Here is a 26,434-nt window from a genome sequence, read left to right as displayed (position 1 = left end):
CCGCCGGATGCGCGATCGCCACGGACGCACGAGCGGACCGCCCCGTCGCCGGTCCGTCCAGGTACGGCCCGTCGGCCCGCTCGTCGAGCGGGTGTGCGGACGTACGGGCGTGGGCCGGCCCGCCGTGTTCCGGCCCGCCCGCGCCCGAGGGGCCGCCGGGCCACCCGGCGCGGTGGCTCAGCCCGTCCGGACGACGACGGCGTGGTCGCCCAGGCCCAGCAGCCGGTCGGCCGGTACCTCGCCCCGGGTCGTGAAGAGCGCGAGGAGGCGCCCCGTCCCCGTGTCGAAGGCGGCGTCCAGCACCGTGCCCTGCTCGGTGCCGGCCTCGGTCAGGACCCGGCGGTCCAGCAGGTCGTGGCAGGGCGGGGCGGTGTCCACCGCGTCGGCGGAACCGGCCCGGACGCCCTCCGGGCCGATCGCGTGCACCTCGTCCCAGGGGAGCACCGTCTCCCTGCGGAATCGGCCGCCCCGCAGCCGGACGTGACTCACCGCCCCGGACGCGACGTCGACGGTCAGGCACGTCACGGTGCCGAGCGGTCCGGCCCGGTCCGGCACCGTCACCGGCAGTCCCCGCACCTCGGTGAAGAGCATCACGGCAGGGAGCCCTTCCAGTGGCCGGGCACCCCGCCGACCAGGGCGGTGAGACCGGAGAGGTCGTCGGCGACGTGCCGGGCGGACTCCCCGGGCAGGACGAGGGACCGGCCGTCGACCCTCAGCGAACCACCGCGCGGCACGTACACCCGCCGCCGGTGCCGGGTGTGCCCCGGAACGAACCGTCTGCTCGCCGCCACCCGGAAGCCGACGACCCGCCCCCCGGTACCGCCCTCCACCACGACGTCGAGCACGGTGCCGAGTTCCTCACCGCCCTCCGTGAGGACCCGCGCCCCCAGCACCCGGGCCCGCAGCGTCTGCTGGTGCGCCGTCATGGCCGCGGCGCTCACCAGGCCCCGCCGGTCGCGGATCATCACCGCGTCGTGCCCCAGCGCGTACACCGAGAGCCAGGGCAGCCCCTCCTTCAGAGGTCCCGACAGCAGCCCGCGTCCGGTCAGGGTGAAACCGGTGATCCGGCTCGCTTCGGCGTCGCATACGGTGTCCTTGACGTGGGCGACGGCATCGCCGCCGAGGGTGACCACCGGCCGGGTGGTGAGGCTTCGTGCGGCCATCAGTTCGTTCATCGCGCACCCTTCCCACGCCCTCTCCCGGGCCTTCGGGTTCCCCGCGCCACTGTGACGATGCCCGCAGTACGAGAACAGGGGGACTGCGAAGCCGGGCCCGGGGTACGAGGACAGGTGCAGCAGCGTCCGGCCAGTCCGGCTTCCGAGAGAGAAACGCATGACCGAGTACCTGGACGGGGCAGTGATACCGACTGGTTTCGACGTACCCGTTGAACCGCTGAGGCGGGCGGCACACTACTCCGGTGAACCGGGGTGCATAGCGCAGGCACGTTCCTTCGCCTCGCTCTTCCTCGACCAGCTCAGGACCGAGTGGTGCGCCACCGTCGGCCCGCGGGCCGACGGCGCGGTGCTGCTCGTGGTGAGCGAGCTGGTCACCAACGCCGACCGCCACAGCAAAGGGCCGTACGTCCTGGAGCTGGAGGGCACACCCGCCTCGGTGGCCGTCACCGTCTACGACAGCAGCGGTGCGGTGCCCGAGCGCTACCCCCGCGATCCCGAGCGCGTCGGCCGGCACGGTCTGGAGATCGTCCACGCCCTGGCCGAGACGGTCGTCGTCGAACGCGTACCGGTCGGCAAGCGGGTCACGGCCCAGGTGCCGCTCACCGAGACCTGAGCCCCCCCGGCAGGTTTCAGGCGCAGCCCAGCTCGCCGAGCATGCCCTCGCGCAGCCGGGTGATGATCCGCTTGATCAGCCGGGACACGTGCATCTGCGAGCAGCCGAGCTGTTCGCCGATCTCCGCCTGGGTGGCCTCCTCGACGAACCGCATGTGGATGATCCGCCGGTCGCGTTCACTGAGCTCGGCCATCAGCGGGGCGAGCGAGTGGAAGTCCTCGACGAGCCGCAGCCCGTCCTCCTCGATGCCGATGAAGTCGGCCAGCACCGATTCGCCGTTCTCGGGCCCGTCGCCGGTCAGTGCCGCGTCCAGGGAGGAGGAGTTGTAGCCGTTGGAGGCGATCTGGCCCTCGATCACCTCGTTCTCGCCGATGTTCATCAGTGTGGCGAGCTCGGCGACGGTGGGCTCGCGGTCCAGGCGCGAGGACAGCTCCTCGCGGGCCTTGGCGAGCTCGACGCGCAGCTCCTGGAGCCGCCGCGGCACGTGCACCGCCCAGGTGGTGTCCCGGAAGAACCGCTTGATCTCGCCGACGATGTACGGCAGCGCGAAGGAGGTGAACTCCACCTCGCGCGACAGCTCGAACCGGTCGATGGCCTTGATCAGACCGATCATGCCGGTCTGCACGATGTCGTCCATGTCGTCCCCGCGACCGCGGAAGCGGCCGGCGGCGAACCGCACGAGCGACATGTTCATCTCGATCAGCGTGTTGCGCGCGTACTGGTAGTCGTGCGTGCCCTCTTCGAGTTCCGACAGGCGCTGGAAGAACTGGCGCGACAGCTGCCGTGCGTCACGCGGAGCCACGGTGCGGGGGTCCACGACTCCCGGCAGCGATCCGTCACCCGTCCCGCTCCCGGTGGTCTCCTCTACGACCTGCGCCTCGGGCCGGATCACGGCGGTCTCCATTACCTCTCCCACGAAAGTCACGGTTCGGCGTCTCCCTAGGTTTTTCCCGCGGTTGCGGGTACCCGGGTCGCTGCGGCACATGCCTCTCGTTTTCACGAGTGGCGGAAAGCGGGTGCCGCGGCGCCTTCGCGGAGTGATGCGTCCAGTCCTCAGGGTAGCCCCGCGCACCCCGACCGGCACCCGGGGGTTTCCCTCTGGGCTGAACGCCGCCCCCTTTCCCCGCCCCGCCGGGCTCCTAGGCTGAGGAGGTGACCAGCCACGTGCCGAACGAAGCCCGCGTCATCCCCATCCGCCCCCGGGCCCAGCGCCCACCAGCACGCCCCGCCGCCCCGCCCGCCGCCCCGCCCCTCGCCCCGGAACGAAGGCGCCCCGTCGCCCGGGAGCCCCTGTGGCGCGATCTGGTCGGCGACATCCTGCGGCGTGAACGCCTCGCCCAGGAACGCACCCTGAAGGAGGTCGCGGAGGCCGCCCGCATCTCCATGCCGTATCTCTCCGAGGTGGAGCGCGGCCGCAAGGAGGCCTCCTCCGAGGTGCTGGCCGCCGCCGCGGGCGCCCTCGGGCTGGGCCTCGGCGACCTGCTGGCGCGGGCCCAGGGAGAGCTGGTCCGCCTCGCCTCCCGGCACACCGGTGCCGACCGGGGGCCCGGCGCGTCCGGTGCCCGGCACGACGGGATGTGCCTGGCGGCCTGACGGCCCGTCCGGGCCGGTGTCCCGCGAGCCGTGGGACACCGGCCCGGCTCTCAGAACGCCACCCGGCGCCGGCTCAGCACCTCGTCGGCCAGCCCGTAGGCCACGGCCTCCTCGGCGGTGAACACCTTGTCCCGGTCCGTGTCCGCGCGCAGCGTCGCCACGTCGTGACCGGTGTGCCGCGCCAGGACCCCCTCCACCTGGGAGCGGATCCGCACCATCTCCCTGGCCTGGAGTGCCAGGTCGGAGGCCGTGCCACGCTGTCCGCCGCTGGCCGGCTGGCCCAGCAGCACCCGCGAGTGCTCCAGGGCGAACCGCCGCCCGGGATCGCCGCCGGCCAGCAGTACGGCCGCCGTGGAGGCCGCCTGCCCGACGCAGAACGTGGAGATCGGCGCCTGCACGAACGTCATGGTGTCGTAGATGGCCATCAGCGAGGTGTACGAGCCACCGGGCGAGTTGATGTAGATGGCGATCTCACTCTCCGGGGCCGCCGACTCCAGATGGAGGAGCTGCGCGATGACGACGCCCGCGACGCCGTCGTCGATCTCGGTGCCCAGGAAGATGATCCGTTCGTTCAGCAGCCGGCTGAAGACGTCGAAGGAGCGCTCCCCCTGCGGGGTCCGCTCGATGACGTTCGGAATCGTGTAGCTCCCCATCAGCGCAGCCCCATCCTCGGTCGCGTCGCGGCCGGGCGGATGTCCGAGAGGGACTCCACGACCCGGTCCACCATGCCGTACTCCTTGGCCTCCTCGGCCGTGAACCAGCGGTCCCGGTCACCGTCCCGGGAGATGGTCTCCGGGCTCTGCCCGGTGTGCTCGGCGGTGATCCGTTCGATGGTCCGCTTGGTGAACTCCAGGCTCTCCGCCTGGATCTCGATGTCGGCGGTGGTGCCGCCGATGCCTCCCGAGGGCTGGTGCATCATGACGCGCGCGTTCGGCAGCGCGTACCGCTTGCCGGCGGTGCCGACACTCAGCAGGAACTGCCCCATGCTGGCGGCGAACCCCATGGCCAGCGTGGAGACGTCGTTGGGGATCAGCCGCATCGTGTCGTAGATGGCGAGCCCCGCGTGCACGGAGCCGCCCGGACTGTTGACGCACAGCGTGATGTCGGTCCGCGGGTCCTCCGCGGACAGGATCAGCAGCTGGGCGCAGACCCGGTTCGCGGAGACCTCGTCGACCTGCGTGCCCAGCAGCACGATCCGCTGCGCCAGCAGCTGCGCGGCCAGGTGGTCGTCGAACCGGGAGGGAGGGGTGTCCCCCTCCTCCGCGCGGGGCAGTGCGGCCGGGGCGAGACCGGCGATGAGTGGGGACATCGGTGCTCCTTGTCGGGTCGTCGGACGAGTCGTACGCGGCCGGTGGCGCCGCGCTCCCTCCACTCTTGGCCCGCCGCGGCCCCGGAAAGGCCCTTCTCTGCCCGCGGCAGATCTGCCACGGGCAGAGCGTCCCGGCGGTGGGTGAGGACAAGGGACACACGACCGATGAGTTCTCCGGCTCCGGCCGGTCGACAGTGGTGACCGTGTTCCGCGACCGGGAGGTACTCATGAACACCGACGGATTCACCACGTGTCTGTGGTTCGACGGCCGGGCGGAGGAGGCCGCCCACTTCTACGTCTCCCTCTTCGAGAACTCCGGCATCGGCGCCGTCACCCGCTACCCCGAGGGGGCGCACCAGCCCGCCGGCACCGTGCTCACCGTCGACTTCACGGCGAACGGACAGCGGTTCGTCGCCCTCAACGGCGGCCCTCAGTTCCGGTTCAACGAGGCGATCTCCTTCCAGATCACCTGCGACGACCAGGAGGAGGTCGACCACTACTGGGCCAGGCTCACCGAGGACGGCGGCGAGGAGGGCCCCTGCGGTTGGGTCAAGGACCGGTTCGGCGTCTCCTGGCAGGTGGTCCCGGGCCGGCTCGAGGAGATGTTCCGCGACCCCGACCCCGCGAAGGCCGCACGGGCCAACCAGGCCATGATGTCGATGCGCAAGCTCGACATCGCCGCACTGGAGAAGGCGTACGCCGGGGAGTGAAGTGTCATGCGACTCGAAGGAACGCCCTGCTGGGCGGACGCGATGTTCACCGACGTCGAGGGAGCCAAGCGTTTCTACGGTGAGGTCCTCGGCTGGACCTTCGGCGTGTCGTCGTCCGAGTACGGCGACTACACGCAGTGCTACGCGGACGGCAGGGCGGTCGCCGCCGTGGTGCCGCCGGTACCCGGCCAGGAGGGGCAGTCCCAGTGGTGTCTCTACTTCGCCTCCCGGGACGCGACGGCGACCGCCGCCCGGATCCGTGAGGCGGGCGGCCAGGTGGTGATGGAGCCGATGCGGGTCGGCGACTTCGGCACCATGTGCCTGGCCCGCGACCCGGGCGGCGTCGTGTTCGGTCTCTGGCAGGGCGGCGCCCACGAGGGGTTCGAGGCCGTCGCCGAGCCCGGCGCGTACTGCTGGGCCGAGGTCTTCACCCGGGAGCCGGACAAGTCGGACGCCTTCTTCCCCGCGGTCTTCGGTTACCGGGCGAAGCGGATGGAGGACGACGGAGTCGACTTCCGCCTCTTCGACCTGGGTGAGGAGCCCGTGCTCGGCCGCATGGCCGTGACGGACGACTTCCCGCCCGAGGTGCCGTCGTACATCAACGTCTACTTCACCGCCCCCGACTGCGACGCGGCCGTGGCCCGCGCGACGGAACTCGGCGGCACCCTCCGTTTCGGGCCGATGAGCACCCCCTTCGGGCGGTACGCGACGCTGAGCGACCCGCAGGGCGCCGACTTCTCGGTGATCGACACCACGCGGACCGAGGGAGAGATGCCGAAGATCACCGACGTCTCCTGAACGCCTGTCCCGTGACCCGGTCCGGACGCCCCGCCGCCCCATGGCATGATCGGGCGCATGCTTGAACGTGTGGTGGCCGCGTGCGACGGGGCTTCGAAGGGAAACCCGGGCCCGGCCGGCTGGGCCTGGGTGGTGGCGGACGCGTCGGAGACCCCGGTGCGGTGGGAGGCCGGGCCGCTGGGCCGGGCCACCAACAACATCGCCGAACTCACGGCGCTGGAGCGCCTGCTGGCCTCGACCGACCCCGGCGTCCCCCTCGAGGTCCGCATGGACTCGCAGTACGCCATGAAGGCCGTCACCACCTGGCTGCCCGGCTGGAAGCGCAACGGCTGGAAGACGGCCGCCGGCAAGCCGGTCGCCAACCAGGAGCTCGTCGTGCGCATCGACGAGCTGCTCGCCGGCCGCTCGGTCGACTTCCGCTACGTGCCCGCCCACCAGGTCGACGGCGACCGGCTCAACGACTTCGCCGACCGCGCCGCCAGCCAGGCGGCCGTCGTCCAGGAGCCCGCGGGCAGCGGACTCGGCTCCCCCGAGCCGCCGCCCGCACCGGACGCCCCGGCGAAGACGGCGAAGAAGGCACCGCGCCGGGGGCCGTCCACCGCCCGCAAGGGCGGCTCCTCCGCACGCACCATCAAGGCGAAGTTCCCCGGACGCTGCCTGTGCGGCCGTTCGTACGCGGCCGGTGAGTCCATCGCCAAGAACGATCAGGGCTGGGGCCACCCGGAGTGCCGCACGGCCGCGGCCGGCTAGTCCGCCCTTTCCCGTCGTCCGTCCGGCGCGCGACCCGCGTCGGGCGAGGTCACGCGACGGCGTCCCGTACCTCTGTACGCTGCGTAGCGATATGCCCGTTTTGAGTGCGTTCCAGGGGTGAATGTGAAGGTCGCCTGCGTCGGCGGCGGGCCCGCCGGCCTGTATCTGTCGATCCTGCTGAAGCTTCAGGACCCGTCCCACGACATCACCGTCCACGAGCGCAGCCCCGAGGGTTCCACCTACGGCTGGGGCGTGACCTACTGGCGGGGACTTCTCGACCGGCTCCACGAGCACGACCCCGAGTCCGCGCGCGCCGTCGAGGAGCACTCCGCGTGCTGGCGCGACGGCGTCGCCCACGTGGGCGACCGGACCGCCCGGCACCGCGGCGACGAGGGCTTCGGCATCGGCCGCCACCGGCTCCTGGAGATCCTCGCCGCCCGTGCCCGCTCGCTCGGCGTGCGCCTGGAGCACGAGCACGAGGTCGGCGCCGACCGACTGCCGGGCGCCGACCTCGTCGTGGCGGCCGACGGCGTGGGCAGCGCCGTGCGCACCCGGCACGCCGGCCACTTCGGAACCGAGGTCCGGGCCGGACGCAACCACTACATCTGGCTCGGCACCACCAAGGTCTTCGACGCGTTCACCTTCGCCTTCACCGACACCCCCCACGGCTGGATCTGGGCGTACGGCTACGGCTACGGCCCCGAGGGCAGCACCTGCGTCGTCGAGTGCGCCCCCGAGACCTGGACCGGGCTGGGCCTGGACCGGGCCGACGAGGCCGAGGGGCTCGTCCTGCTGGAGAAGCTGTTCGCCGACGTCCTGGACGGCCACCCGCTCACCGGCCGGGCCTCGTCCGGCTCCGGCGCCTCGTGGCTGACCTTCCGCACCCTCACCAACCGCACCTGGTCCCGCGGCAACCTGGTCCTGGTCGGCGACGCCGCCCACACCACCCACTACTCCATCGGCGCCGGAACGACGCTCGCACTGGAGGACGCCATGGCCCTGGCCCGCGCACTGCGCGAGCCCGCCCCGCTCCCGGACGCCCTCGCCCGCTACGAACGGGAACGCAAGGCGGCCCTGCTGCCGGTGCAGAGCGCGGCCCGCTACAGCGCCCGGTGGTACGAGAACCTGCCCCGCTACATCGGGCTGCCCCCGCAGGAGATGTTCGCGCTGCTCGGCCAGCGCCACTCGCCCCTGCTGCCGTACGTCCCGCCCCGGCTGTACCACCGGATCGACCGCGCGGCCGGACACTCGCGGGCGCTGCGGCGGCTCAAGCGCAGACTGGGACCCGTGATCGCGCGGACGGTGCAGGCGCGGAACCTCGCCACCCGCGGCTGAACCGCCCGCCCGTACCGTGCCGACGCGGTGCGGGCGGGCGCCGGATGACAGACTGGCCGGCATGGACGAGCGCACATTCGAACGGTCCCACCAGCACGCCTCGGTGATCGGTCTCGGCACCTGGCAACTCGGCGCCGACTGGGGAGACGTGGACGACAAGGAAGCCCTGAAGGTGCTGGAGACGGCGGCCGAATCCGGGGTGACCTTCTTCGACACCGCCGACGTCTACGGAGACGGACGCAGCGAGGAGACCATCGCCACGTTCCTGCGCGGCCGGCCCGACCTGCACGTGCTGGTCGCCACCAAGATGGGCCGCCGGGTCGAGCAGATCCCGCAGAACTACGTCCTCGACAACTTCCGTCAGTGGAACGACCGTTCGCGCCGCAATCTCGGCGTCGACGTCATCGACCTGGTGCAGCTGCACTGCCCACCCACCCCCGTCTACTCCAGCGACGAGGTGTTCGACGCCCTGGACACCCTGGTCGAGGAGGAGCGCGTCGACGCGTACGGCGTCAGCGTCGAGACCTGCGAGGAGGCGCTGACCGCCATCGCCCGGCCGAACGTGGCCAGCGTGCAGATCATCCTCAACCCGTTCCGGATGAAGCCCCTGCGCGAGGTCCTGCCGGCCGCCCGCGAGGCCGGCGTCGGCATCATCGCCCGGGTGCCGCTCGCCTCCGGCCTGCTGTCCGGCAAGTACACCCGGGACACGGTCTTCGCCGCCAACGACCACCGCAACTTCAACCGGCACGGCGAGGCCTTCGACCAGGGCGAGACCTTCTCCGGCGTCGACTTCACCACCGGCGTCCAGGCGGCGGCGGAGTTCGCCGCGCTCGCCCCCGAGGGGTACACCCCGGCCCAGCTGGCGCTGCGCTGGATCGTCCAGCAGCCCGGAGTGACCACCGTGATCCCCGGCGCCCGGTCCCCGGAGCAGGCCCGCGCCAACGCGGACGCCGCCCGGCTGCCGGAGCTGTCCGAGCGGACCCTCGCGGCGATCAGCGACCTCTACGACCGCCGGATCAAGGAGCAGGTCGAGGGCCGCTGGTAGCCGGTGCGGACGAGGCTCACGGCACCAGGAGCAGTTCGCGTTCCCGCTCCTGGTCGCCGGAGGCCGCCCCTTCGTCGCGGGTGCTGAAGGCCTGCGCCAGGGTCCGGCTCGCCGCCTCGACGGCCTGGGGCGTGCCCTGCACGGTGACCGTCACCGGCGCGGACAGCGGGGCGCCCGCCTCCCGGGTCTCCGTGGGCGCCTTCGGGGCGTCCGGGGAGTCGAAGGTCGCGGTGCGCACCGTCGCCCGGTCGTCGGCCGGCATCGCGTCGGGCGCCCCGAAGACACCCTCCAGTGCGCGCACGACCGCCCGCGCGTCGTCCACGCCGCCGCCGCTGAGCGTCACGGTGAGCTGAGTGTCGGACATCCTTCGCCATCCTCCCGGCAGCCTGCTTCGGTCCCGGCCCGTGTAACCGTCCCCCGTTCACCCAAACCGTGCGCCGTTCCCCGCCGACAGGGCGCCTGCCGGCGGGGAACCCGGGAAGAGGGAAGAGGACTCAGGGCCACGGCAACGGGAGGAAACGTGACGGACGCGGCTGACGGGCCGGCGCGGCGCAGGGGGCGCAACGAGACCGAGGAGGAGCGGGCGGACCGGATGTGGACGGAGCTGATCCAGGAGGTCCGCGTCGCGCAGATGGGCGTGCAGATCCTCTTCGGCTTCCTGCTCACCGTCGTGTTCCAGCCCAAGTACGACGACCTGTCGGACACGGACCAGACGATCTACCTGATCACGGTCGTCCTCGGTGCCGTGACGACCGGCGCCCTGATCGGGCCGGTCTCCCTGCACCGCCTCGTCTCGGGTCGGCGCGTGAAGCCCCAGGCGGTGCGGTGGGCGTCCCGGCTGACCATCCTGGGCCTGGTCCTGCTGCTCGCCACGACGGCCTGCTCGCTGCTGCTGATCCTGCGCGTCGCGACCGACGACGGTTTCGTGCCCTACCTCGTGGCCGGCGTCGTCTTCTGGTACCTGCTGTGCTGGTTCGCGATCCCGCTGTGGACCAGGTACCGCCACACGTCCCGCTGAGGACGGACCGTCGGCCTCAGCCCCCGGCCATGAGCTCCGCGAGGAAGTCGTCGACGCGCACTTCCTCCTGCCCGGGCCGCACCACCTCGTACGTCTCGCGCAGGAAGGCGTCGACCGCCGCCGCCCACACGAACACCACGGCGCGGTGGCGGTCCCCGTCCGGCCGGGCGTCGCCGAGCAGTTCGACGCGCAACTCGTCCCACATGCCCCGCGACTCGGGCCGCAGCCGCACGTCGCCCACGCCGACCGGACGGTTCAGTCCGTCGCCCACCATCTCCCGGTCCAGCGTCCACCGGGCGAGCACACGGCCGTCGTGGCTGAACACCACGGACAGCGCGAACGGGTCCGCGGCGTCGTAGCCGAGGTGGGCGAGGACCGGGCAGCGCTCGGCGTCGCCCGCCTGGAGCTGCACCACCAGCGTCTTGCGCACGAGGGAGTTCACGACAGCGGCCTCCATGGGAACGGACGTAGAGCCCTCTAGTACCCCGCACGCCGGCAAGATGCTCAGTCGGACGAGTGAATCGCCGGAGCCCGGATCTCCGGGCCGGGTCTCAGGAGTCGCCCAGCGCCTCCCGCAGCGCGGGCAGCAGGGTCTTCTCCGACCAGTCCAGGAAGGCGGGCTGGCTCTCGCCGCCGATCTGCACCAGGGCGATCTCGGTGAACCCGGCCTCGGCGTAGGGGCGTACGGCCTCCACGAAGGCGTCCGGGTCGTCGCCGCACGGGATCGACTCGGCGACGTCGTCGGGGGTGACGAACTGGGTGGCCGCCTCGAAGGAATCCGGGTGCGGCAGTTCCGAGTTGACCTTCCAGCCGCTGCCGAACCAGCGGAACTGCGCGTGGGCGCGCTTGATCGCCGTGTCCCGGTCGGGATCGAAGGACACCGGCAGCTGACCCACGCGCGGCTTGCCGCGGCCGCCGTGGCGGTCGAACGCCTCCAGCAGCCCCGGCTTCGGCTCGGTGGCGATCACCAGGTCGGCGTGCTCGCCCGCGAGCTTGCACGAGCGTTCCCCCGAGACGGCGACGCCGATGGGCGGCGGGCTGTCCGGCACGTCCCACAGCCGGGCCGACTCCACGTCGAAGTGCGCGCCCCGGTGGTTCACGTGCCCGCCCTCGAACAGCGCCCGGATGATCTCCACGGCCTCCTGGAGCATCTCGTGCCGCACGTCGACCGACGGCCAGCCGCCGCCCACCACGTGCTCGTTGAGGTTCTCGCCCGAACCGAGCCCCAGCCGGAACCGGCCCTCGGACAGCAACTGCACCGTCGCCGCCTTCTGCGCCACCACCGCAGGGTGGTAGCGGAACGTCGGACACGTCACGTACGTCATCATCGGGATGCGGGAGGTCGCCTGCGCCGCCGCGCCCAGCACACTCCACGCGTACGGCGAGTGGCCCTGCGCACGCAGCCACGGGAAGTAGTGGTCCGAGGTCACCGAGAAGTCGAACCCCACCTCCTCGGCACGCACCAGGTGGCCGACGAGCTCACGGGGGCCGGCCTGCTCGGTCATCATCGTGTATCCGATTTGCACCATAACGGCCGAGTCCCCGGCCGCACGAAGTGAAAACGGCCCCACCGGTCACGCACGCCGGTCACGCACGCCGGTCACGCACGCCGGTCCGCGTCCTCGCGGAACGTGTCGAGGGCGGTGGCGAGCGCCTTCTCGTTCGCCGCGGCCTCCCAGTCGTCCGCCGGCCCCGTCCAGCGCAGCGAGAAGCTGCGCCCCGCGCCGAGGAGGAACCCGCGGCCGAAGGTGCGCACCCGGTCGCCGTCGTCCCGGGCGACCCACTCCATGTCGGCGGCCCGGCGGCCCCGGTAGGTCGTCGCCCGGATCTCGCCGATCCGGCGGTACTCGCCCTCCGCCGCCCGGAGCCGGGGCTCCACGTCGTCGCGCCACACGGCCACCGGATCCGTGCCCGCGCGCTCGCTGTAGGTGACGGCGAGGGTGCGCGGGTCGCCGGCCGTGCCGAAGACGACCCGGTACGCCCCGTCCGGCACCCGGGACGTGTCCAGCCGCCGCCAGCCCTCGGGAAGGGCCACCGAGAACCCCTCCGGCGCGTCGTAGCGGCGGAACCCGTCCGGGACGGAGCCGCCGGGTCGGGACGGCGACGCGGAGGGTGAGGGGGGCGGCGACGCGCTCGTCGGGGGCGCGGGGGAGGAGGGGGCCGACTCACCGGCGGGCGGCGCGGCGGGGGACGGGGGGCGCCGGCCGGACCCGGTGGCGGCGTCGCCACCGGGTCCGGGCAGCCCGTGGGTGGCGGCCAGTACGGCGACCGCGACGGTGACGACGGCCAGGGCGGTACCGGCGGCCATCGTCCGCCCGCTCCACCCCCGGCTCACGTGCCGGGCGGCGGCGCACGCGCCCCGCAGCCGGGGCCGGGGCACCTCGCGCACGGCCGTGTCGGGGTCCTCCGTCAGGACCCGGGTGAGGGCCGCCCGGACCACCGGGCGGGTCAGCCGCTCCCGGGAGTTCTTGCGCAGCAGCCCCTGCACGGCCTGCGCGAGCGGACCGGCGCGCACCGGGGTGCGCAGCGGCAGCCGGTCCACGCCCCGCAGCGTCGCCTCGGGCCGGCCCCGGTCACGGAACGGCGGACGTCCCTCGACCATCGAGTAGAGGAGCGCGCCCAGCGTCCACAGATCGGCCGCGGGCCCGATCCGCTCGTCGCGGGCCTGCTCGGGCGATGCGTACGAGGGCGCGCCCAGGCGTGGGGCGAGGGTGGCGCCGGCCAGCCCGAAGCCGGTGACGACGACCGAGCCCTCCTCGCGCACGAACACCTGCCCCGGGCTGAGTTCGCCGTGCGTGACGCCCTGGCCGTGCGCCGCCTCCAGCACGGCCAGCAGTTCCAGCCCGATGCGCGCCGCCCGTACGTGGTTGAACGTGCCGTGGCGCTCCAGGAGCTCCCCGAGCGGCACACCGTCGACCCACTCGGTCACCGTCCACAAGTCACCGTCCGCGACCACGGCGTCGACCACCTCGGCGATCCGCCCGGGGCACAGCGCCTGCACGGTCTCGCAGGTACGGACCACTCGGCCGGCGAGACGGCGCGCCCTCTCGCCGGCCGGGTCGTCCTCCTCCGGCAGGGCCGTCTGCGCGATCAGGCACGGGCGGCCCGTGTGGGAGTCCTCCCCGGACCAGGAGACGCGGTTCGCCTCCCGGTGGACGACCTCGAGCAGGCGGTACCGTCCGGCGATCAACTCGTGTGTGGAGACGCGCGCCCTGCCCATGGCCATCCCTCGTTCGCACCCGCCGGCTCTCGGCTTGACCAGAGGTACGGTGAGCGGGCCGGGCCGCGTTCAACGCATGCCAGGTAACCCCAGGTAAGCGCGAGGGTCGCGCGGCGGATCCGTCAGCGCGGCCCGAAGCGGTCCGCCCAGCCGGTCATGTCGGCGACCGTGGCGTTACCGCCGCAGACCACCAGCCCGATCCGGGCACCGTCCCCGACCCGCTCCACCACCCGCCGGGCCGCGGGCAGCAGGCACCCCGCGGCCGGCTCGGTCCACACCTTCCCGTGCTCGGCGAGCGCCAGCGAACCCTCGACCGCCTCCCGGTCCGGCACCACGAACACCTCGGTGACCAGCGCCGACACATGCTCGTACGTCAACTGCGAGACGGCCGGGGCGCTGAGCGTCGTGACGACCGACGACAGGGGCACGGACCGCGGGCCGCCCGCCGCCAGGGCCTGGGACATGGCCTCGGCGCCCTCGGTCTCCACGCCCCAGATCCGCACGCCCGGCCGCCGCGCCCGCAGCGCCGCCGCCACCCCCGCGATCAGCCCGCCGCCACCGATGCTCACGAGGACGTCGGTGAGCTCCCCGGCGTCCTCGGCGAACTCCAGCCCCACGGTGCCCTGCCCGGCGACCACCACGGGGTCGTCGAAGGGGTGCACCAGGGTCAGCCCCTCCTCCCGCAGCCGGGACACGAGGGCGAAGGCGCTGTCCATGCCGTCGGTGAGCCGCACCAGCGCGCCCGCCTCCTCGGCGGTCTCCACGGAACGGGCCGGTGCCGTACGCGGCATGACCACCGTGGCCTTCACGTCGAGCGCGGCGGCCATGACCGCCACCGCGATGCCGTGGTTGCCGCCGCTGACCGCGACGACCCCGGCGGCCCGCTCGGCCTCGGTCAGCGACAGCAGCTTGGCCGTCGCGCCGCGCGCCTTGAACGAGCCGGTGCGCTGGAGCAGTTCCAGCTTCGCGGTCACCGGTGCCCCGAGCAGCGCGGACAGCCCGGGGCTGGGCACGGTCGGGGTGCGTACGACGTGTCCGGCGATCCGCTCGGCCGCGGCTTGGATGTCCGTGATCCCGATCAAGGCAGTCTTCCTTCCGAACCCGGGCGCCGGTCCGCGCCCCTTGGCACCCTTTCGCGCGGGGTGCCCCAGGTCAACACGGTTCCGGGCGTGCCGGACGCCCTGCGGAGCGGACCGGGTCGCCTCAGTGCTGCTGCGCCTTCTGCGGCGTCGCCTCGCTCGGCCGTACGACGACGAAGCCCTCGCCCTGGAGCACCAGCTGCACGGCTTCCCCGGAGCCGCCGCGCAGCATGGAGCCGATGGACTGCGAGCGGTGCAGCGAGGTCGCCAGCCCCGCGGACCAGCCGACGATCGCGTCCGTGTCGACGTACACGGGGTACTGGGGCGAGACCGGGATCACCAGCGGGCTGCCCTCACAGATGAGGCCCAGCCTGCCCTGCCCGGTGAACACGCTGTTGAACAGCCCGCCGCCGGCGATGCCGGAGCCCTTGACGGTGGAGATGCGGTACGACAACGACACGTCGAAACAGAGCACGTTGCGGCCGTTGACGGTGAACTCGTCGCCGGGCTCGACGTCCACGACGAAGCAGTTCTGCGCCTCGTGCGCGAACCAGGCCTCGCCCTGGCCGCGCACCGCCATCAGGGGCAGGCCCTCCCCGGTGACCGCGCGCTTGAGCATGCCGCCCACGCCCTGGCCCTTGCGCTCGAACTGGAGGTTGCCGCGGTAGGCGACCATCGCGCCCTGCCGCGCCAGCATCTCGCCGTCGACCGTGTAACGGATGCACTTGGAGTTCTCGACGGTCATGCCCGGCGCGGTGGCGGGCTGGACCATGTGCTCGCTGGAAAAGAGGTCACCCTTCATACGCGCATCCTGGCCCGGAGTGCTCCGTTCCGCCAAGATCGGGCGGCCCCCCGCCTCGTTCAGCCGCCGAAGAGCTGGGTCCAGTACGTGCCCGCCCGGCCGCCGCCGGCGAGGCCGATCCCGATGTGGGTGAAGTCGGTCTTGAGGATGTTGGCCCGGTGCCCCGGACTGTTCATCCAGCCCTCCACCACGTCGGCGGGGGAGCGCTGGCCGCAGGCTATGTTCTCGCCGACCGTGCGCCGGGCGGCGCCCGCGGCGGCGGCCCGGTCCCAGGGCTTGCCGCCGTCCGGATCGGTGTGGGAGTAGAAGTCCCGGGCCACCATGTCGGCGCTGTGCGCCTGGGCGGCGGCGGTGAGCCGCGGGTCGGCGGCCAGCGCCGCCAGACCGGCCCGGACCCGCTCCCGGTTGGTGAGGTCCACGACCTCGGCCGTGGTGCGGGCCAGACCGTCCGGGGTGAGCGGCACCGCCCACAGCACCGTCCAGTACGTGTCGCCCGAGGGGCCGTCGGCCGCGCAGGCCCACCCGGCGTGCGTGAAGGCGGCCTCGTGCAGCGTGCGCCGGGTCCGCTCGGAGCGCAGGCAGTACGTGACGAACTCGGCGGGCGTGCGCGGGCCGGAGACCAGGTGCTCGCCCACGGTGAGGTACGCGTACCCCGCACAGGCGACGCGCTGGTGCACCGAGACGCCGTCCCGGGTCTCGACGCTCAGCGCGCCGGCGGCGGACATGGCGGCCGCGTGCGCACGGGCCGCCGAGACCAGGCGGGCGTCGGCGGCGACGGGCCGGGAACCGGCCGCCGAACGGGCGGAGTTGACCAGCGCCAGGAAACCGTCGGAATCGCCGGCCGGTGCCGCTGCGGCCGGCACCCCGCGTCCGGCCGGCTCCCTGGGCGCTTCGCCGGCCCTGTCCGCCTCGTCGACGACGTCCACCCCGAAGTCCCGGGCGAGCCCCGCGAGCCCGTCGGCGTACCCCTGCCCCAGGGCGCGCAGCTTCCAGCCCTCCCCCCGCCGGTAGAACTCCACGAGCAGCAGCACGGTCTCCCGCCGGGGGCGGGCGGGCGTGAACCGCGCCAGCGCCCCACCCCGCGCGTCGGTGACATGGAGCGCGGGGGAGGGGAGCGCGTCCAGGCCGGTACCGGGGTCGGAGGGGCTCACCGCGACCGTCACGCGGGTGGCCCCCGGGCGCAGCCGTGCCGGATCGACGGTGAGCGTGCCGTCCCGCAGGCGCGCGCCCGGGACCCGCGGCTGGTTGTAGAAGACGAAGTCGCCGTCCCCGGTCACCTTGCCGCCGTCGTCCGTGACCAGTGCCGACACGTCGAAGGCGCCGGGCACCCGCACGCTCACGGGGCCGTCCGGCAGGGGGATGTTGCCCCCGGGCACCAGCTCGGTCATCCGCCGCCCTCCCTCCCGGTCCGTGCTCCCACGGGTGTCGGCTGCCGGGTCAACGTCCGCCGCGGACCAGGGGTTCCCGGCGCCAGGAGCCGCCGCGGGCCGGTCAGCCCGGACCCGCGGTCTGCGGGCTGATCAGACCCTGCCGGTAGGCGACCGCCACCGCCTCCGTGCGGCTCGCCGCCTCCAGCTTGGCGAGGATGTTGGAGACGTGGACGCTCGCCGTCTTGGCGGTGATGAACAGCTCCTCGCCGATCCGGCGGTTGCTGCGCCCCAGAGCGAGCAGCCGCAGCACGTCCCGCTCGCGGGCGGTCAGTGACGCGGCCCGGTCCCCGGTGCCGGCCGGCCGGGCACGGTGCAACAGGTCGTCCAGCCGCTCGCGCAGCGGCGCGGCGCCGAGCCGGCCGGCCTCCCGGTGCGCGAGGCCGGCCTCGTCGGCCGCCTCCGCACGGCGGCCGGCCGCCAGCAGCGCCTCGGCCAGCCGCAGCCGGCACCGGGACCGTTCGTACACGTCGCCGTGCGCGAAGCCGGCCACCGCCCGCTGCCAGGCCGCCGGGTCGGGTCCGGAGCCGAGCCGGGTCCACTCGGCCTCCGCTCGGGCCAGCCACGCCTGTCCCTCCAGGCCCTGCGGCCGCTCGTCCTCGCCCCTGCCGGCGGACCGGCGGGCCTGCTCCAGGAGTTCCGCCGCCGTGTCCGTCCAGCGGCGGACTCCCGCCTCGTCGCCGGTCGCGCGCAGCCCGACGACGGTGTCCGCGACCGCGGACAGCGCGAGCGCGGCGAGGCGGACGGTGACGGCCGGCGGCGTGCCCGCGTCGTCGGTGAGCGTCGCGACGGTGGACCGCGCCCACCGCACGGCGTCCTCCGCGTTCCCGCGCAGCGCGGCGGCGTCGGTCAGCACGATGCCCGCGACCAGCGTGACCATCCAGTCGAACGGCCCCTCCAGCAGGGCACGGGCGCGGTCGGCGGCCTGGAGGTCGCCGCGCGCCAGCGCCACGTACAGACCGGCCGCGACGGTGTGGGCGCCCGCGGCCGGCGGGGGACCGGCGTCGTCCTGAGCGGCCTCGCGCAGGCACTCGTCCCAGTGACCCAGTGTGTACAGCACCAGCAGCCGCAGATACCGCATCTCCCGCGGATAGGGCGAGGACAGCAGCCCCGAACGACGGGCCCGCTCCAGCCCCTCGGCCGCCCAGCTCAGGCAGTCCTCCGGCGCGCCGGCCTCGAAACAGCCGATGGCCAGGTTGAACAACGCGCGCAGCTCCACCGGCGCGTTCCCCGCCCGGCGCGCCAGCTCCCTCGCCTCCAGCAGCCGTTCCCGGCCGCGCGAGGTGGCCCGGTTGTCGTCCTCGAGACCGATCACGGAGATCAGGAGGTCCGCCCGGGCGTCGGCGACCCCCAACTCCTCGGCGACGCGCAGCGCCTGGCGGCCCACTCGGAGCGCGGTCCCGTTCTCCCCGACCTGACGGGCCGCCATGACGTGTGTCGCCGCTGCCCACACCCACGTCGGCGACGGCGGCTTTGCGGGGATCAGGGCGAACGCCTCGCTGCTGTGGGCGAACGCGGCCGACAGGTTGTCGACGCGCAGCAGGTTCCCGGCGAGCGTGTAGCGGACGCGGGCGGCGAGTTCCAGGTCCGCGTCCTGCCCGAGACCGGCCAGCGCGGACCGGGTGAGCGAGACCGCCCGGTGCAGGTCCCCGGCGTGCGCGGCGGCCGCCGAGGCGCGCAGGGTGAGCGTCACGGCGTCGGGGCCGGCGGGCCGTGCGCTCGCGTCGACCGCGGACCACAGGTCGAGGGCCGTCTCCAGGTGCCGCAGCTCCTCGGCGGGTGCCCCGATGCGCTGGGCGTGGTCGGCGGCCTCCAGGGACGCGGCGAGCGCCTGAGGCAGGTCGTGGCTCTCCCGGTGGTGGTGCGCGCGCTCGGCGGCGCTGTCGGACCGGCGGTCCGGACCGCCGAGCAGCCGGGCGAACGCGCCGTGCAGCCGGGCCCGCTCCCCGGGCAGCAGGTCGGCGTAGACGGCCTCACGCGCGAGGGCGTGCCGGAAGGAGTAGGTGTCGCCGTCGCCGGAGACGAGCAACTGCCGTCCCAGGGCCTCGCGCAGCGCCGACTCCAGCTCCTCCTCGGGCAGCCCGACGGCGTCCCGCAGCAGGGCGTGCTCCACTCGGCGCCCGGCGACGGCGGCGGTGCGCAGCACCTGCTGGGCGGTCTCCGACAGCTGCTCGAACCGGATGAGCAGGACCTCGGCCAGGCCGCTGGGCACGCCCCGGGCGGGCGCGTCCGTGGCCGCGACCAGCTCCTCGGCGTAGAAGGCGTTGCCCTCGGCGCGTTCGACGATCCGGTGCACGGTCGTCTCCGGCAGCGGCCGCTCGCCCAGCGAACGCACCAGCCGGGCCACGTCGTCGTCGGGCAGCGGGCGCAGCTCCAGGCGTTCCACGGCCGGCAGCCGCACCAGCTCGGCGAGCAGGGGCCGCAGCGGGTGGCGGCGGTGCAGGTCGTCCGCCCGGTACGAGGCCAGCAGCGCGAGGCGGTGACCGGGCGTCCCGTCCGCCGGCCGTTGCAGGACTCCCCGGCTGAGCAGGAACCTCAGCAGGTCCCGGGAGGACTGGTCGGCCCAGCGCAGGTCCTCCAGGACCAGCAGCAGCGGGGCGACGGCGGTCAGCTCGGTGAGCAGCGCGGCGACGCCCTCGAACAGGCGCAGGCGCGAGCGGTCGGTGCCGCCGCCGTCCGCCTCGTCGGGGCCGCCGCCGAGCAGCCGGCCGGCCACCGGGTGGGCGGCCAGCACGGCGGCGAACCGCTCGTCGGCCGCCAGCACGCCGAGGATCTCGGTGAACGGCAGATACGGCAGGCCGACGTCGCCCAGGTCGACGCAGTGCCCGGTGAGCACGGTCGTCCCGGTCGCGGCGGCCCGGCCGGCGACCTCGTCCAGGGTCCGGGTCTTGCCGACCCCGGCGTCCCCGGCGATCAGCACCGCGCGGGCCTCCCCGGCGCGGGCGCGCTCCAGCACGCCGGTGAGACGCGCGAGTTCGTCCTCGCGGCCGACGAGCGGACTGGTGAATGAGGTCTGCGGCACGCGTCCATCCTGGCACGCGGGTCCGACAGCGCCCCGGGTCCTCGTTCAGGCAGCGGGGCGGCCGCCGCGGGGGCCCAGCACGCAGAACTCGTTGCCCTCGGGGTCGGCCAGCACCACCCACGGCTGCTCGCCCTGCCCGACGTCGGCGCGGCGCGCGCCCATGCGCAGCAGCCGGGCCACCTCGGCCTCCTGGTCGTCGGGCCGGAAGTCGAGGTGCAGCCGGTTCTTCACGGTCTTGCCCTCCGGCACCGGCACGAAGAGCAGGCCGGGCAGCCGGTCCGGGGCGGGACGGATCTCGTACTCGTCGGGGGCGTCGTTCACCACGACCCAGCCGAGCGCCTCGGTCCACCAGCGGCCGAGCGCCACGGGATCGGCCGCGTCGACGTTCACCTGCTCCCACTCCAGAGTCATGGGGACAGCGTAGGGAACACTGGCCCCATGGACGACGTGACCGCGACACAGGGAGGGGCCCGGATGACGCGCCCGATCACGGCAGGGGTGGACGGTTCGGAGGAGAGCCTGGCCGCGCTGGACTGGGCGGCCAGGGAGGCGGTCCGGCGCGGGCTGCCGCTGCACGTCGTGCACGCCTGGCGGGTGCAGGCACTGGACGGCGCGGCGGACCGGGACGCGCAGGAGCGTTGGGTGCGCGACGCGGTCGCCGAGTCCGTCCGGGCCGTCACCGAACGGCACCCGGAGCTGACCGTGTCCACCGAGGTCCGCGAGGCCGACGACGCGGTCGCCGCGCTGCTCGCCGCCGGGGCCGGCGCCGAGGCGCTGGTGCTCGGCTCGCGCGGCCACGGGGCGGTCGTCGGGTTCCTGCTCGGCTCCGTCGGCCGGCAGGTGATCGCCGAGGCCGCCCGGCCGGTGGTCCTCGTACGGGCCGGGGACGGTGCCGCGGCCGAGGCTGCGGGCCGCGAGGTCGTCGTGGGCCAGCAGGGGGAGCCGGAGGACAGCGCCGACGTGATCGGGTTCGCCTTCGCCGCCGCCGCCGCGCGCGGCGCCACGGTGCGCGCCGTGCGGGCCTGGACGCTGCCGACGGTGTTCACCTACAGCCCGGGCTCGATGGCGCTCGCCGACGAGGCGGGTGGCCTGGAGCAGTACGAGCGCAAGGCGCTCGGCGAGGCGCTGGCACCGTGGCGCGAACGCTTCCCCGACGTGCCGGTTGTCGAGCACGTGGAGATGGGCAGCGCCGGTCAGGTGCTGCTGTCGGTGGCCGGCGGCGCCCAGCTGATGGTCGTCGGCCGCCGCGCCCGCCGTACGGCCGTCGGCGCCCGCGTCGGCTCGGTGGCGCACGGTGTGCTGCACCACGCCGAGTGCCCGGTGGCGGTGGTCCCGCACGCCTGAGGGCGCCAAAGGTGCGCGGTACGCCGCTCAGTCCGCCGTCGGCCGCAGCGTCTCGCGCGCCCTGGGCAGGATGTTGGCGATGTAGTCCGCGACGGCGGTGTCCAGCCCGATGTCGTGCTGGGCCCGCTCGGACAGGTACCAGCGGTGCTCCAGCAGCTCGTGGTAGATCTCCGCCGGGTCCATCGAGCCGCGCAGCTCCACCGGTACGGCGCGCACGGTGGGCCGGAACACCTCGCGCACCCAGCGGTGGGCGAGGACCTCCGGGCGGGCGCCCAGGGGGTCGCCCGGGGCGTAGTCGTCCTGGGTGGCCATCCAGCTCTCCAGGTCGTTCAGCAGCCGCCGGGCCTGGTTCTCCTCGGCGTCCAGGCCGGTCAGGCGCAGCAGTTGGCGCTGGTGGTGGCCGGCGTCGACGACCTTGGGCACGAAGGTGACCGTGTCGCCGTTGGAAGCGTGCTCGATCTGCATCTCGGCCACGTCGAAACCGAGGTCGTTGAGGCGCCGGATGCGGCGCTCGATGTAGTGGTACTTGCCCGCCGGGTAGACGGAGGTGCGCGTCAGCTCCTCCCACAGACTCCGGTAGCGGGCGCAGATCTCGGCGCCGAAGTCGATGGGGTCGACGGAGGGGTGCAGCGCTCCCGACGCCTCCAGGTCGAGCAGTTCCCCGCTGATGTTCACCCTGGCGAGGTCGAGGTCGTAGTCGCGCTGCCCGTCGCTGAGCCGGTGGTGCAGCTCCCCGGTCTCGGCGTCCACCAGGTACGCGGCGTAGGCGCCCGCGTCGCGGCGGAAGAGGGTGTTGGACAGCGAGCAGTCGCCCCAGGCGAACCCGGCGAGGTGCAGCCGGACGAGGAGTACCGCGAGGGCGTCCATCAGGCGGTGCATGGTCGCCGGGCGCAGCGTCGTCTCGAACATCGACCGGTACGGCATCGAGCCGCCCAGGTGCCGGGTGATCAGCACCGGTTCCAGTGGATCGCCCGAGGCGCCGGTGCGGCCGGTGACCACGGCCAGCGCGTCGACCGCGGGGATGGCGAGCCGGTCCAGGTCGCGCAGCAGCTGGTACTCGCGCAGCGCGGGGCGTTCGGCCAGCTCCTTGACGGCGACGACCTCGTCCCCGGCCCGGGCGTAGCGGACGACGTGCCGGGAGATGCCGCGCGGCAGCGGCACGAGGTACTCCTCGGGCCACTCCTCCAGCGGCGTCCGCCAGGGCAGTTCGAGCAGGAGCGCGGGGTGCTCCGGGTTGGTGGCGCTGATCTGCAAGGCCATGCCCCGACTCTAGAACGCCCGTTCCCGCGCCTGGCGCGCGGCTTCCTTCACCAGGCCCCGGTGGACCGGGCCGTGTCCGGGGAGCAGGACGTCGGCGTCCAGTTCCGCGATGACGTCGAGGGAGGCCAGGGTGCCCGCCCGGTCGTGGTGGAACATGCCGGGCAGCAGCTGGGGTCCGGAGATCCGGGAGGTGGCGTGCGCGCTCACCAGCGCGTCGCCGGAGATCACCACGCCGGCGCCCGGGAGGTGGTAGACGCAGTGCCCGTCCGTGTGTCCGGGCGTGTGCACCGGCACCGGCCGGCCGGGCAGGTCGAGGGCGCCGTCACCGGGGAAGGGCTCGGGCGAGGCGACGGGGTGCCGTTCGGTGCCGCCGGAGCGCAGGACGTGCGCCGTCCAGGGCAGCACCCCCGGCCGCCAGGCGTTGCGCAGCACGGCGGCGACGGACACCTGCTGGAGGAAGTCCCGGCGGGCGTGGGGCACCTCGGCCGGGTGGAGCAGGACCGGCGTGCCGTGCGCGGCGCGCAGGTACTCGGCCGAGCCGAGGTGGTCGTTGTGGGCGTGGGTGATCAGCACGGCCGCCACCGCCTCGGGTGAACTGCCCACGGCGGCCAGGGAGTCCAGCAGTGTCCGGCGGTCGCCGGGGTAGCCGGTGTCGACCAGGGTCGCCGCGTCGCCGTCGGTGAGGATCACCCAGTTGGTGTGGCCGCCGTGCACCAGATACGTGCCGTCGGCGACCTGCCGTACGTCCGGTCGCATGGTTCTCCCGCGTCGAGGTGGCTGCCCGTCGGGCGCCAGCCAACCAGACGCGGCGGCCGGGAAGGGCGCACGACGCTCGGCCGACGACCCTCAGCGCACGCCGTGCGGGCGGAACTGGACGCTGATGCGCGGTCCGGAGGCGCGGGTGCTCTTGGGCACGCAGTGCTCCCAGGTGCGCTGGCAGGAGCCGCCCATCACGATGAGGTCGCCATGGCCGAGCGGCCGGCGCACCGTGTCGCCGCCCCCGCCCGCCGGGCGCAGCAGGAGATCGCGGGGCGCGCCGACCGAGAGGATCGCGACCATCGTGTCCCGGCGTGCGCCCCTGCCGATCCGGTCCCCGTGCCAGGCGACGCTGTCCCGGCCGTCGCGGTAGTGGCAGAGTCCGGCCGTGGTGAAGGGCTCGCCCAGTTCCCCGGCGTAGTGGGCCGTCAGCGCCTCGCGCGCCTCGGTCAGCAGCGGGTGCGGGAGCCGGTCGCCCGCGCCGTAGAAGGCGAGCAGCCGGGGCACGTCCACCACCTGGTCGTACATGGCCCGCCGCTCGGCACGCCACGGGACCTCGGCGGCCAGGTGCTCGAAGAGCGCGTCGGCGCCGCTCAGCCAGCCCGGGAGCAGGTCGATCCAGGCGCCGGAGCCCAGCTCGGTGCGGCGCAGACCGGCGAGCCGGCCCAGCCGGGCCTCGTCGGTCTGGTCGAAGAGCGAACTCTGGAGGTGCGTGGTCATAGGACCAGCGTACTCCGTATTCGAAAGGATGTTCTACTCGCACGGGGTCCGCGTCGTACCCCTTTCGATACGGCGGTGTATCCGATACGTTCACGCATCGAACGGAGAAGGGAGAGGGCGTGGCGGTGGGGACGACGACGGGGCGGGTGACCAGGCGGCGCGAGCGCACCCGCGCGAACCTCCTGGACGCCGCGTTCGAGGTGTTCGCCGCCAAGGGGTTCGGGCGGGTGTCGATCGAGGAGGTGTGCGAGGCCGCCGGGTACAGCCGGGGCGCCTTCTACTCCAACTTCGACAGCCTCGACGAGCTGTTCTTCGCGCTCTACCGGCAACGCGCCGACCTGATCGCCGAGCAGGTGTCCGGTGCCCTCGCCTTTGACGGCCCCGACCTGGACGTGCCGGCCGCCGTGGACCGGGTCACCGAGGTGCTGCTCCTCGACCGGGACTGGCTGCTGGTCAAGACGGACTTCCTGGTGCACGCCGCCCGCGACCCCGACGTGGCCCGTGCCCTGCTGGAGTACCGGGCACGGCTGAGGCGGGCGATCGCTGACCGGCTCGCCCGCGCCCGCGGGCACACCCCGCTGCCCGCCGCGCTGGGGGACGCCGAGGGCGCCGCGCACGCCGTGGTCGCCGCGTACGACGGGGTCACCGCCCAACTGCTGCTGGACCGGGACGTCGAACACGCCCGGGTCTGGCTGGGGCAGCTGCTCACCGCACTGCTCACCGACGGCAGCACCGGTCAATGACGGAACAGGAAGGGACGGTCGCCATGGATGCCGACGTCATCGTGGTGGGAGCGGGGCTGGCGGGTCTGGTCGCGGCGCACGAGCTGACCAGCCGGGGCAGGAGGGTCGCCCTCGTCGACCAGGAGAACGCGGCCAACCTCGGCGGGCAGGCCTTCTGGTCCTTCGGCGGCCTCTTCCTCGTCGACTCCCCGGAGCAGCGCCGCCTCGGCGTCAAGGACTCCGTCGACCTCGCCTGGAGCGACTGGGAGGGCAGCGCCGGCTTCGACCGGACCGGGGACGAGGACTCCTGGGCGGTGCGCTGGGCGCGCGCGTACGTCGAGTGGGCGGCCGGGGAGAAGCGCTCCTGGCTCGCCGGACACGGCATCACCTTCCTGCCCACCGTCGGCTGGGCCGAGCGCGGTGACCTCAGGGCGGGCGGCCACGGCAACTCCGTGCCGCGCTTCCACATCGCCTGGGGCACCGGCACCGGAGTCGTCGAGCCGTTCGTGCGGTACGCGAAGCAGGCCGCCCGCGACGGGCTGCTCACCTTCCACCACCGCCACCGGGTCGACCACCTGGTGGTCGAGGACGGCACGGCCCGCGGCGTCCGGGGCACCGTCCTGGCCGAGGACCGCTCACCGCGCGGCGTCGCCTCCAACCGCGACGCGATCGGCGAGTTCGAACTCACCGCCCGCGCGGTGATCGTCACCTCCGGCGGCATCGGCGGCGACCACGACGTCGTCCGCCGCCACTGGCCCGAGCGCCTGGGCACCCCGCCCGCCGAGATGGTCACCGGCGTCCCCGCCTACGTCGACGGCCGGATGCTCGACATCAGCGCCGAGGCGGGCGCACGCCTGGTCAACCGCGACCGGATGTGGCACTACACCGAGGGCGTGCGCAACTGGGACCCCGTCTGGCCCGGACACGGCATCCGCATCCTCCCCGGCCCCTCCTCGATGTGGTTCGACGCCCTGGGCCGCCGGCTGCCCGAGCCCTGTCTGCCCGGCTACGACACCCTCGGCACCCTGCGCCACCTGCGCACCGCCGACGGCCTCGCGGACCACGGCCACTCCTGGTTCATCCTCACCCAGAAGATCATCGAGAAGGAGTTCGCGCTCTCCGGCTCCGAGCAGAACCCCGACATCACCGCGAAGGACCGTGCCGGGTTCCTGCGCGAGCGGGTCCTCGGCAAGGGCGCCCCCGGCCCGGTGGACGCCTTCCTGCGCGAGGGCGCCGACTTCGTGAGCGCGCCGAACCTGGAGCAGCTCGTGGACCGGATGAACGGGCTCACCGACAAGCCGCTCCTGGACGCCGCCTCCATCCGGCGCCAGATAGAGGCCCGCGACCTCCAGATGGCCAACCCCTACGCGAAGGACGCCCAGGTCCAGGGCATCCGCAACGCCCGCCGCTACATCGGCGACCGCATCGGCCGGGTCGCCGCCCCGCACCGCATCCTCGACCCGGCGGCAGGCCCGCTGATCGGCGTCAAACTGCACGTCCTCACCCGCAAGACCCTCGGCGGCATCCAGACCGACCTCGACTCCCGCGCCCTCGGCGCCGACGGCACGCCCGTCGAGGGCCTGTACGCGGCCGGTGAGGTGGCCGGCTTCGGCGGGGGAGGGGTGCACGGGTACAACGCTCTGGAGGGCACCTTCCTCGGCGGCTGCCTGTTCTCCGGACGTGCGGCGGGCCGGGCCGCGGCACGGCAGACGGCCTGAGCGGACAGCTCGCGTCTC

At 73.9% G+C, this 26,434-nt stretch carries 28 protein-coding genes; 11 read left to right on the top strand and 17 right to left on the bottom strand.

Annotated features, from left to right (window positions below; all coding sequences use genetic code 11):
• Positions 1–177: 177 nt before the first annotated feature.
• Together M6G08_RS28680 and M6G08_RS28675 are read right to left on the bottom strand one after the other, a co-directional pair.
• Positions 178–594 carry a PRC-barrel domain-containing protein gene (locus M6G08_RS28680; RefSeq protein WP_272590014.1) on the bottom strand — a complete coding sequence of 139 codons (417 nt, stop codon included), beginning with the start codon at positions 592–594 and terminating at the stop codon, positions 178–180.
• Positions 591–1,175, bottom strand: coding sequence for a PRC-barrel domain-containing protein (locus M6G08_RS28675; protein ID WP_272590013.1), 585 nt, complete (start codon positions 1,173–1,175; stop codon positions 591–593). Before M6G08_RS28675 ends, M6G08_RS28680 begins: the two co-directional genes overlap by 4 nt.
• A 157-nt stretch (positions 1,176–1,332) precedes the next feature.
• Between M6G08_RS28675 and M6G08_RS28670 the strand changes: the two genes are divergently transcribed.
• Positions 1,333–1,788: an ATP-binding protein gene (locus M6G08_RS28670; protein ID WP_272590012.1), complete on the top strand. Its 456-nt coding sequence runs from the start codon at positions 1,333–1,335 to the stop codon at positions 1,786–1,788.
• A gap of 16 nt (positions 1,789–1,804) precedes the next feature.
• Here the strand turns inward: M6G08_RS28670 and M6G08_RS28665 are convergent, their stop codons facing one another.
• Positions 1,805–2,692 (bottom strand): RNA polymerase sigma factor SigF, encoded by an 888-nt coding sequence (locus tag M6G08_RS28665; protein ID WP_272591460.1) that lies wholly within the window; start codon positions 2,690–2,692, stop codon positions 1,805–1,807.
• A 248-nt stretch (positions 2,693–2,940) separates the two neighbouring features.
• On the opposite strand from M6G08_RS28665, the gene M6G08_RS28660 reads away from it, so the two are divergent.
• Positions 2,941–3,381 (top strand): helix-turn-helix domain-containing protein, encoded by a 441-nt coding sequence (locus M6G08_RS28660; protein ID WP_272590011.1) that lies wholly within the window; start codon positions 2,941–2,943, stop codon positions 3,379–3,381.
• A 50-nt stretch (positions 3,382–3,431) separates the two neighbouring features.
• Here M6G08_RS28660 and M6G08_RS28655 read toward each other — a convergent pair whose 3' ends face one another.
• Entirely contained in the window at positions 3,432–4,034 is a 603-nt protein-coding gene (locus M6G08_RS28655) for a ClpP family protease (RefSeq protein WP_272590010.1), read from the bottom strand.
• Positions 4,034–4,690, bottom strand: a complete 657-nt coding sequence (locus tag M6G08_RS28650; protein WP_272590009.1) for an ATP-dependent Clp protease proteolytic subunit — start codon at positions 4,688–4,690, stop codon at positions 4,034–4,036. Before M6G08_RS28650 ends, M6G08_RS28655 begins: the two co-directional genes overlap by 1 nt.
• 227 nt (positions 4,691–4,917) lie before the next feature.
• Here M6G08_RS28650 and M6G08_RS28645 point away from each other — a divergent pair, with 227 nt between their 5' ends.
• From M6G08_RS28645 to M6G08_RS28625, 5 genes are all read left to right on the top strand, one after another.
• Complete coding sequence (locus M6G08_RS28645) at positions 4,918–5,400, top strand: VOC family protein (RefSeq protein WP_272590008.1); 483 nt, start codon at positions 4,918–4,920, stop codon at positions 5,398–5,400.
• Between the two features lie 6 nt (positions 5,401–5,406).
• Positions 5,407–6,198 carry a VOC family protein gene (locus M6G08_RS28640; RefSeq protein WP_272590007.1) on the top strand — a complete coding sequence of 264 codons (792 nt, stop codon included), beginning with the start codon at positions 5,407–5,409 and terminating at the stop codon, positions 6,196–6,198.
• Positions 6,199–6,243: 45 nt separating this feature from the next.
• Positions 6,244–6,948, top strand: a complete 705-nt coding sequence (locus M6G08_RS28635) for a ribonuclease H family protein (protein ID WP_272590006.1) — start codon at positions 6,244–6,246, stop codon at positions 6,946–6,948.
• Positions 6,949–7,065: 117 nt separating this feature from the next.
• A complete protein-coding gene (locus tag M6G08_RS28630; RefSeq protein WP_272590005.1) occupies positions 7,066–8,283 on the top strand; it encodes an FAD-dependent monooxygenase in 1,218 nt (405 codons plus the stop codon).
• A gap of 61 nt (positions 8,284–8,344) precedes the next feature.
• Complete coding sequence (locus M6G08_RS28625) at positions 8,345–9,328, top strand: aldo/keto reductase (protein ID WP_272590004.1); 984 nt, start codon at positions 8,345–8,347, stop codon at positions 9,326–9,328.
• Positions 9,329–9,344: 16 nt separating this feature from the next.
• On the opposite strand, the gene M6G08_RS28620 is transcribed toward M6G08_RS28625, so the two are convergent.
• Positions 9,345–9,692 carry a hypothetical protein gene (locus tag M6G08_RS28620; RefSeq protein ID WP_272590003.1) on the bottom strand — a complete coding sequence of 116 codons (348 nt, stop codon included), beginning with the start codon at positions 9,690–9,692 and terminating at the stop codon, positions 9,345–9,347.
• Between the two features lie 156 nt (positions 9,693–9,848).
• On the opposite strand from M6G08_RS28620, the gene M6G08_RS28615 reads away from it, so the two are divergent.
• Positions 9,849–10,346: a DUF6328 family protein gene (locus tag M6G08_RS28615; RefSeq protein WP_272590002.1), complete on the top strand. Its 498-nt coding sequence runs from the start codon at positions 9,849–9,851 to the stop codon at positions 10,344–10,346.
• A gap of 16 nt (positions 10,347–10,362) precedes the next feature.
• Here the strand turns inward: M6G08_RS28615 and M6G08_RS28610 are convergent, their stop codons facing one another.
• The 8 genes from M6G08_RS28610 to M6G08_RS28575 all read right to left on the bottom strand — a co-directional run bounded on the left by M6G08_RS28610 (position 10,363) and on the right by M6G08_RS28575 (position 20,307).
• A complete protein-coding gene (locus tag M6G08_RS28610) occupies positions 10,363–10,788 on the bottom strand; it encodes an SsgA family sporulation/cell division regulator (protein WP_272590001.1) in 426 nt (141 codons plus the stop codon).
• Positions 10,789–10,897: 109 nt separating this feature from the next.
• A complete protein-coding gene (locus M6G08_RS28605) occupies positions 10,898–11,875 on the bottom strand; it encodes an LLM class F420-dependent oxidoreductase (RefSeq protein WP_272590000.1) in 978 nt (325 codons plus the stop codon).
• 71 nt (positions 11,876–11,946) lie between these two features.
• Complete coding sequence (locus M6G08_RS28600; protein ID WP_272589999.1) at positions 11,947–13,572, bottom strand: serine/threonine protein kinase; 1,626 nt, start codon at positions 13,570–13,572, stop codon at positions 11,947–11,949.
• Between the two features lie 116 nt (positions 13,573–13,688).
• Positions 13,689–14,648 carry a threonine/serine dehydratase family protein gene (locus M6G08_RS28595; RefSeq protein WP_272589998.1) on the bottom strand — a complete coding sequence of 320 codons (960 nt, stop codon included), beginning with the start codon at positions 14,646–14,648 and terminating at the stop codon, positions 13,689–13,691.
• Between the two features lie 121 nt (positions 14,649–14,769).
• The gene (locus tag M6G08_RS28590) at positions 14,770–15,447 is read right to left on the bottom strand and encodes an AIM24 family protein (RefSeq protein WP_272589997.1); all 678 of its coding nucleotides are present in this window, start codon (positions 15,445–15,447) and stop codon (positions 14,770–14,772) included.
• Between the two features lie 59 nt (positions 15,448–15,506).
• Positions 15,507–16,835 (bottom strand): CAP domain-containing protein, encoded by a 1,329-nt coding sequence (locus M6G08_RS28585; RefSeq protein WP_272589996.1) that lies wholly within the window; start codon positions 16,833–16,835, stop codon positions 15,507–15,509.
• Positions 16,836–16,938: 103 nt separating this feature from the next.
• A complete protein-coding gene (locus tag M6G08_RS28580) occupies positions 16,939–19,896 on the bottom strand; it encodes an ATP-binding protein (RefSeq protein WP_272589995.1) in 2,958 nt (985 codons plus the stop codon).
• Between the two features lie 45 nt (positions 19,897–19,941).
• Positions 19,942–20,307 (bottom strand): VOC family protein, encoded by a 366-nt coding sequence (locus M6G08_RS28575; protein ID WP_272589994.1) that lies wholly within the window; start codon positions 20,305–20,307, stop codon positions 19,942–19,944.
• Between the two features lie 63 nt (positions 20,308–20,370).
• Here M6G08_RS28575 and M6G08_RS28570 point away from each other — a divergent pair, with 63 nt between their 5' ends.
• The gene (locus M6G08_RS28570) at positions 20,371–21,240 is read left to right on the top strand and encodes a universal stress protein (RefSeq protein ID WP_272589993.1); all 870 of its coding nucleotides are present in this window, start codon (positions 20,371–20,373) and stop codon (positions 21,238–21,240) included.
• 27 nt (positions 21,241–21,267) lie between these two features.
• Here M6G08_RS28570 and M6G08_RS28565 read toward each other — a convergent pair whose 3' ends face one another.
• The 3 genes from M6G08_RS28565 to M6G08_RS28555 all read right to left on the bottom strand — a co-directional run bounded on the left by M6G08_RS28565 (position 21,268) and on the right by M6G08_RS28555 (position 23,976).
• On the bottom strand, positions 21,268–22,500 hold the full coding sequence (locus tag M6G08_RS28565) for a DUF4032 domain-containing protein (protein WP_272589992.1): 1,233 nt from the start codon (positions 22,498–22,500) through the stop codon (positions 21,268–21,270).
• A gap of 9 nt (positions 22,501–22,509) precedes the next feature.
• Positions 22,510–23,256, bottom strand: a complete 747-nt coding sequence (locus M6G08_RS28560) for an MBL fold metallo-hydrolase (RefSeq protein WP_272589991.1) — start codon at positions 23,254–23,256, stop codon at positions 22,510–22,512.
• Positions 23,257–23,346: 90 nt separating this feature from the next.
• A complete protein-coding gene (locus tag M6G08_RS28555) occupies positions 23,347–23,976 on the bottom strand; it encodes an alpha-ketoglutarate-dependent dioxygenase AlkB (RefSeq protein WP_272589990.1) in 630 nt (209 codons plus the stop codon).
• 119 nt (positions 23,977–24,095) lie between these two features.
• Here M6G08_RS28555 and M6G08_RS28550 point away from each other — a divergent pair, with 119 nt between their 5' ends.
• Both M6G08_RS28550 and M6G08_RS28545 read left to right on the top strand, forming a co-directional pair.
• Positions 24,096–24,719, top strand: coding sequence for a TetR/AcrR family transcriptional regulator (locus M6G08_RS28550; protein WP_272589989.1), 624 nt, complete (start codon positions 24,096–24,098; stop codon positions 24,717–24,719).
• Positions 24,720–24,742: 23 nt separating this feature from the next.
• Complete coding sequence (locus tag M6G08_RS28545; protein WP_272591459.1) at positions 24,743–26,416, top strand: FAD-binding dehydrogenase; 1,674 nt, start codon at positions 24,743–24,745, stop codon at positions 26,414–26,416.
• Positions 26,417–26,434: the final 18 nt, after the last annotated feature.

The organism is Streptomyces sp. M92 (assembly GCF_028473745.1).
GTDB lineage: Bacteria > Actinomycetota > Actinomycetes > Streptomycetales > Streptomycetaceae > Streptomyces.
The sequence above is the reverse complement of the archived record's forward strand: the minus strand, read 5'-3'. Positions and strand labels throughout refer to the sequence as shown.

What these genes read in the sequence shown, in the direction of transcription:
- M6G08_RS28675 (WP_272590013.1), bottom strand. Translation starts at nt 1,175, where the DNA reads ATGAACGAACTGATGGCCGCACGAAGCCTCACCACCCGGCCGGTGGTC.
- M6G08_RS28670 (WP_272590012.1), top strand. Translation starts at nt 1,333, where the DNA reads ATGACCGAGTACCTGGACGGGGCAGTGATACCGACTGGTTTCGACGTA.
- M6G08_RS28665 (WP_272591460.1), bottom strand. Translation starts at nt 2,692, where the DNA reads ATGGAGACCGCCGTGATCCGGCCCGAGGCGCAGGTCGTAGAGGAGACC.
- M6G08_RS28655 (WP_272590010.1), bottom strand. Translation starts at nt 4,034, where the DNA reads ATGGGGAGCTACACGATTCCGAACGTCATCGAGCGGACCCCGCAGGGG.
- M6G08_RS28650 (WP_272590009.1), bottom strand. Translation starts at nt 4,690, where the DNA reads ATGTCCCCACTCATCGCCGGTCTCGCCCCGGCCGCACTGCCCCGCGCG.
- M6G08_RS28645 (WP_272590008.1), top strand. Translation starts at nt 4,918, where the DNA reads ATGAACACCGACGGATTCACCACGTGTCTGTGGTTCGACGGCCGGGCG.
- M6G08_RS28640 (WP_272590007.1), top strand. Translation starts at nt 5,407, where the DNA reads ATGCGACTCGAAGGAACGCCCTGCTGGGCGGACGCGATGTTCACCGAC.
- M6G08_RS28635 (WP_272590006.1), top strand. Translation starts at nt 6,244, where the DNA reads ATGATCGGGCGCATGCTTGAACGTGTGGTGGCCGCGTGCGACGGGGCT.
- M6G08_RS28625 (WP_272590004.1), top strand. Translation starts at nt 8,345, where the DNA reads ATGGACGAGCGCACATTCGAACGGTCCCACCAGCACGCCTCGGTGATC.
- M6G08_RS28620 (WP_272590003.1), bottom strand. Translation starts at nt 9,692, where the DNA reads ATGTCCGACACTCAGCTCACCGTGACGCTCAGCGGCGGCGGCGTGGAC.
- M6G08_RS28605 (WP_272590000.1), bottom strand. Translation starts at nt 11,875, where the DNA reads ATGGTGCAAATCGGATACACGATGATGACCGAGCAGGCCGGCCCCCGT.
- M6G08_RS28600 (WP_272589999.1), bottom strand. Translation starts at nt 13,572, where the DNA reads ATGGCCATGGGCAGGGCGCGCGTCTCCACACACGAGTTGATCGCCGGA.
- M6G08_RS28590 (WP_272589997.1), bottom strand. Translation starts at nt 15,447, where the DNA reads ATGAAGGGTGACCTCTTTTCCAGCGAGCACATGGTCCAGCCCGCCACC.
- M6G08_RS28585 (WP_272589996.1), bottom strand. Translation starts at nt 16,835, where the DNA reads ATGACCGAGCTGGTGCCCGGGGGCAACATCCCCCTGCCGGACGGCCCC.
- M6G08_RS28575 (WP_272589994.1), bottom strand. Translation starts at nt 20,307, where the DNA reads ATGACTCTGGAGTGGGAGCAGGTGAACGTCGACGCGGCCGATCCCGTG.
- M6G08_RS28570 (WP_272589993.1), top strand. Translation starts at nt 20,371, where the DNA reads ATGACGCGCCCGATCACGGCAGGGGTGGACGGTTCGGAGGAGAGCCTG.
- M6G08_RS28565 (WP_272589992.1), bottom strand. Translation starts at nt 22,500, where the DNA reads ATGGCCTTGCAGATCAGCGCCACCAACCCGGAGCACCCCGCGCTCCTG.
- M6G08_RS28560 (WP_272589991.1), bottom strand. Translation starts at nt 23,256, where the DNA reads ATGCGACCGGACGTACGGCAGGTCGCCGACGGCACGTATCTGGTGCAC.
- M6G08_RS28555 (WP_272589990.1), bottom strand. Translation starts at nt 23,976, where the DNA reads ATGACCACGCACCTCCAGAGTTCGCTCTTCGACCAGACCGACGAGGCC.
- M6G08_RS28545 (WP_272591459.1), top strand. Translation starts at nt 24,743, where the DNA reads ATGGATGCCGACGTCATCGTGGTGGGAGCGGGGCTGGCGGGTCTGGTC.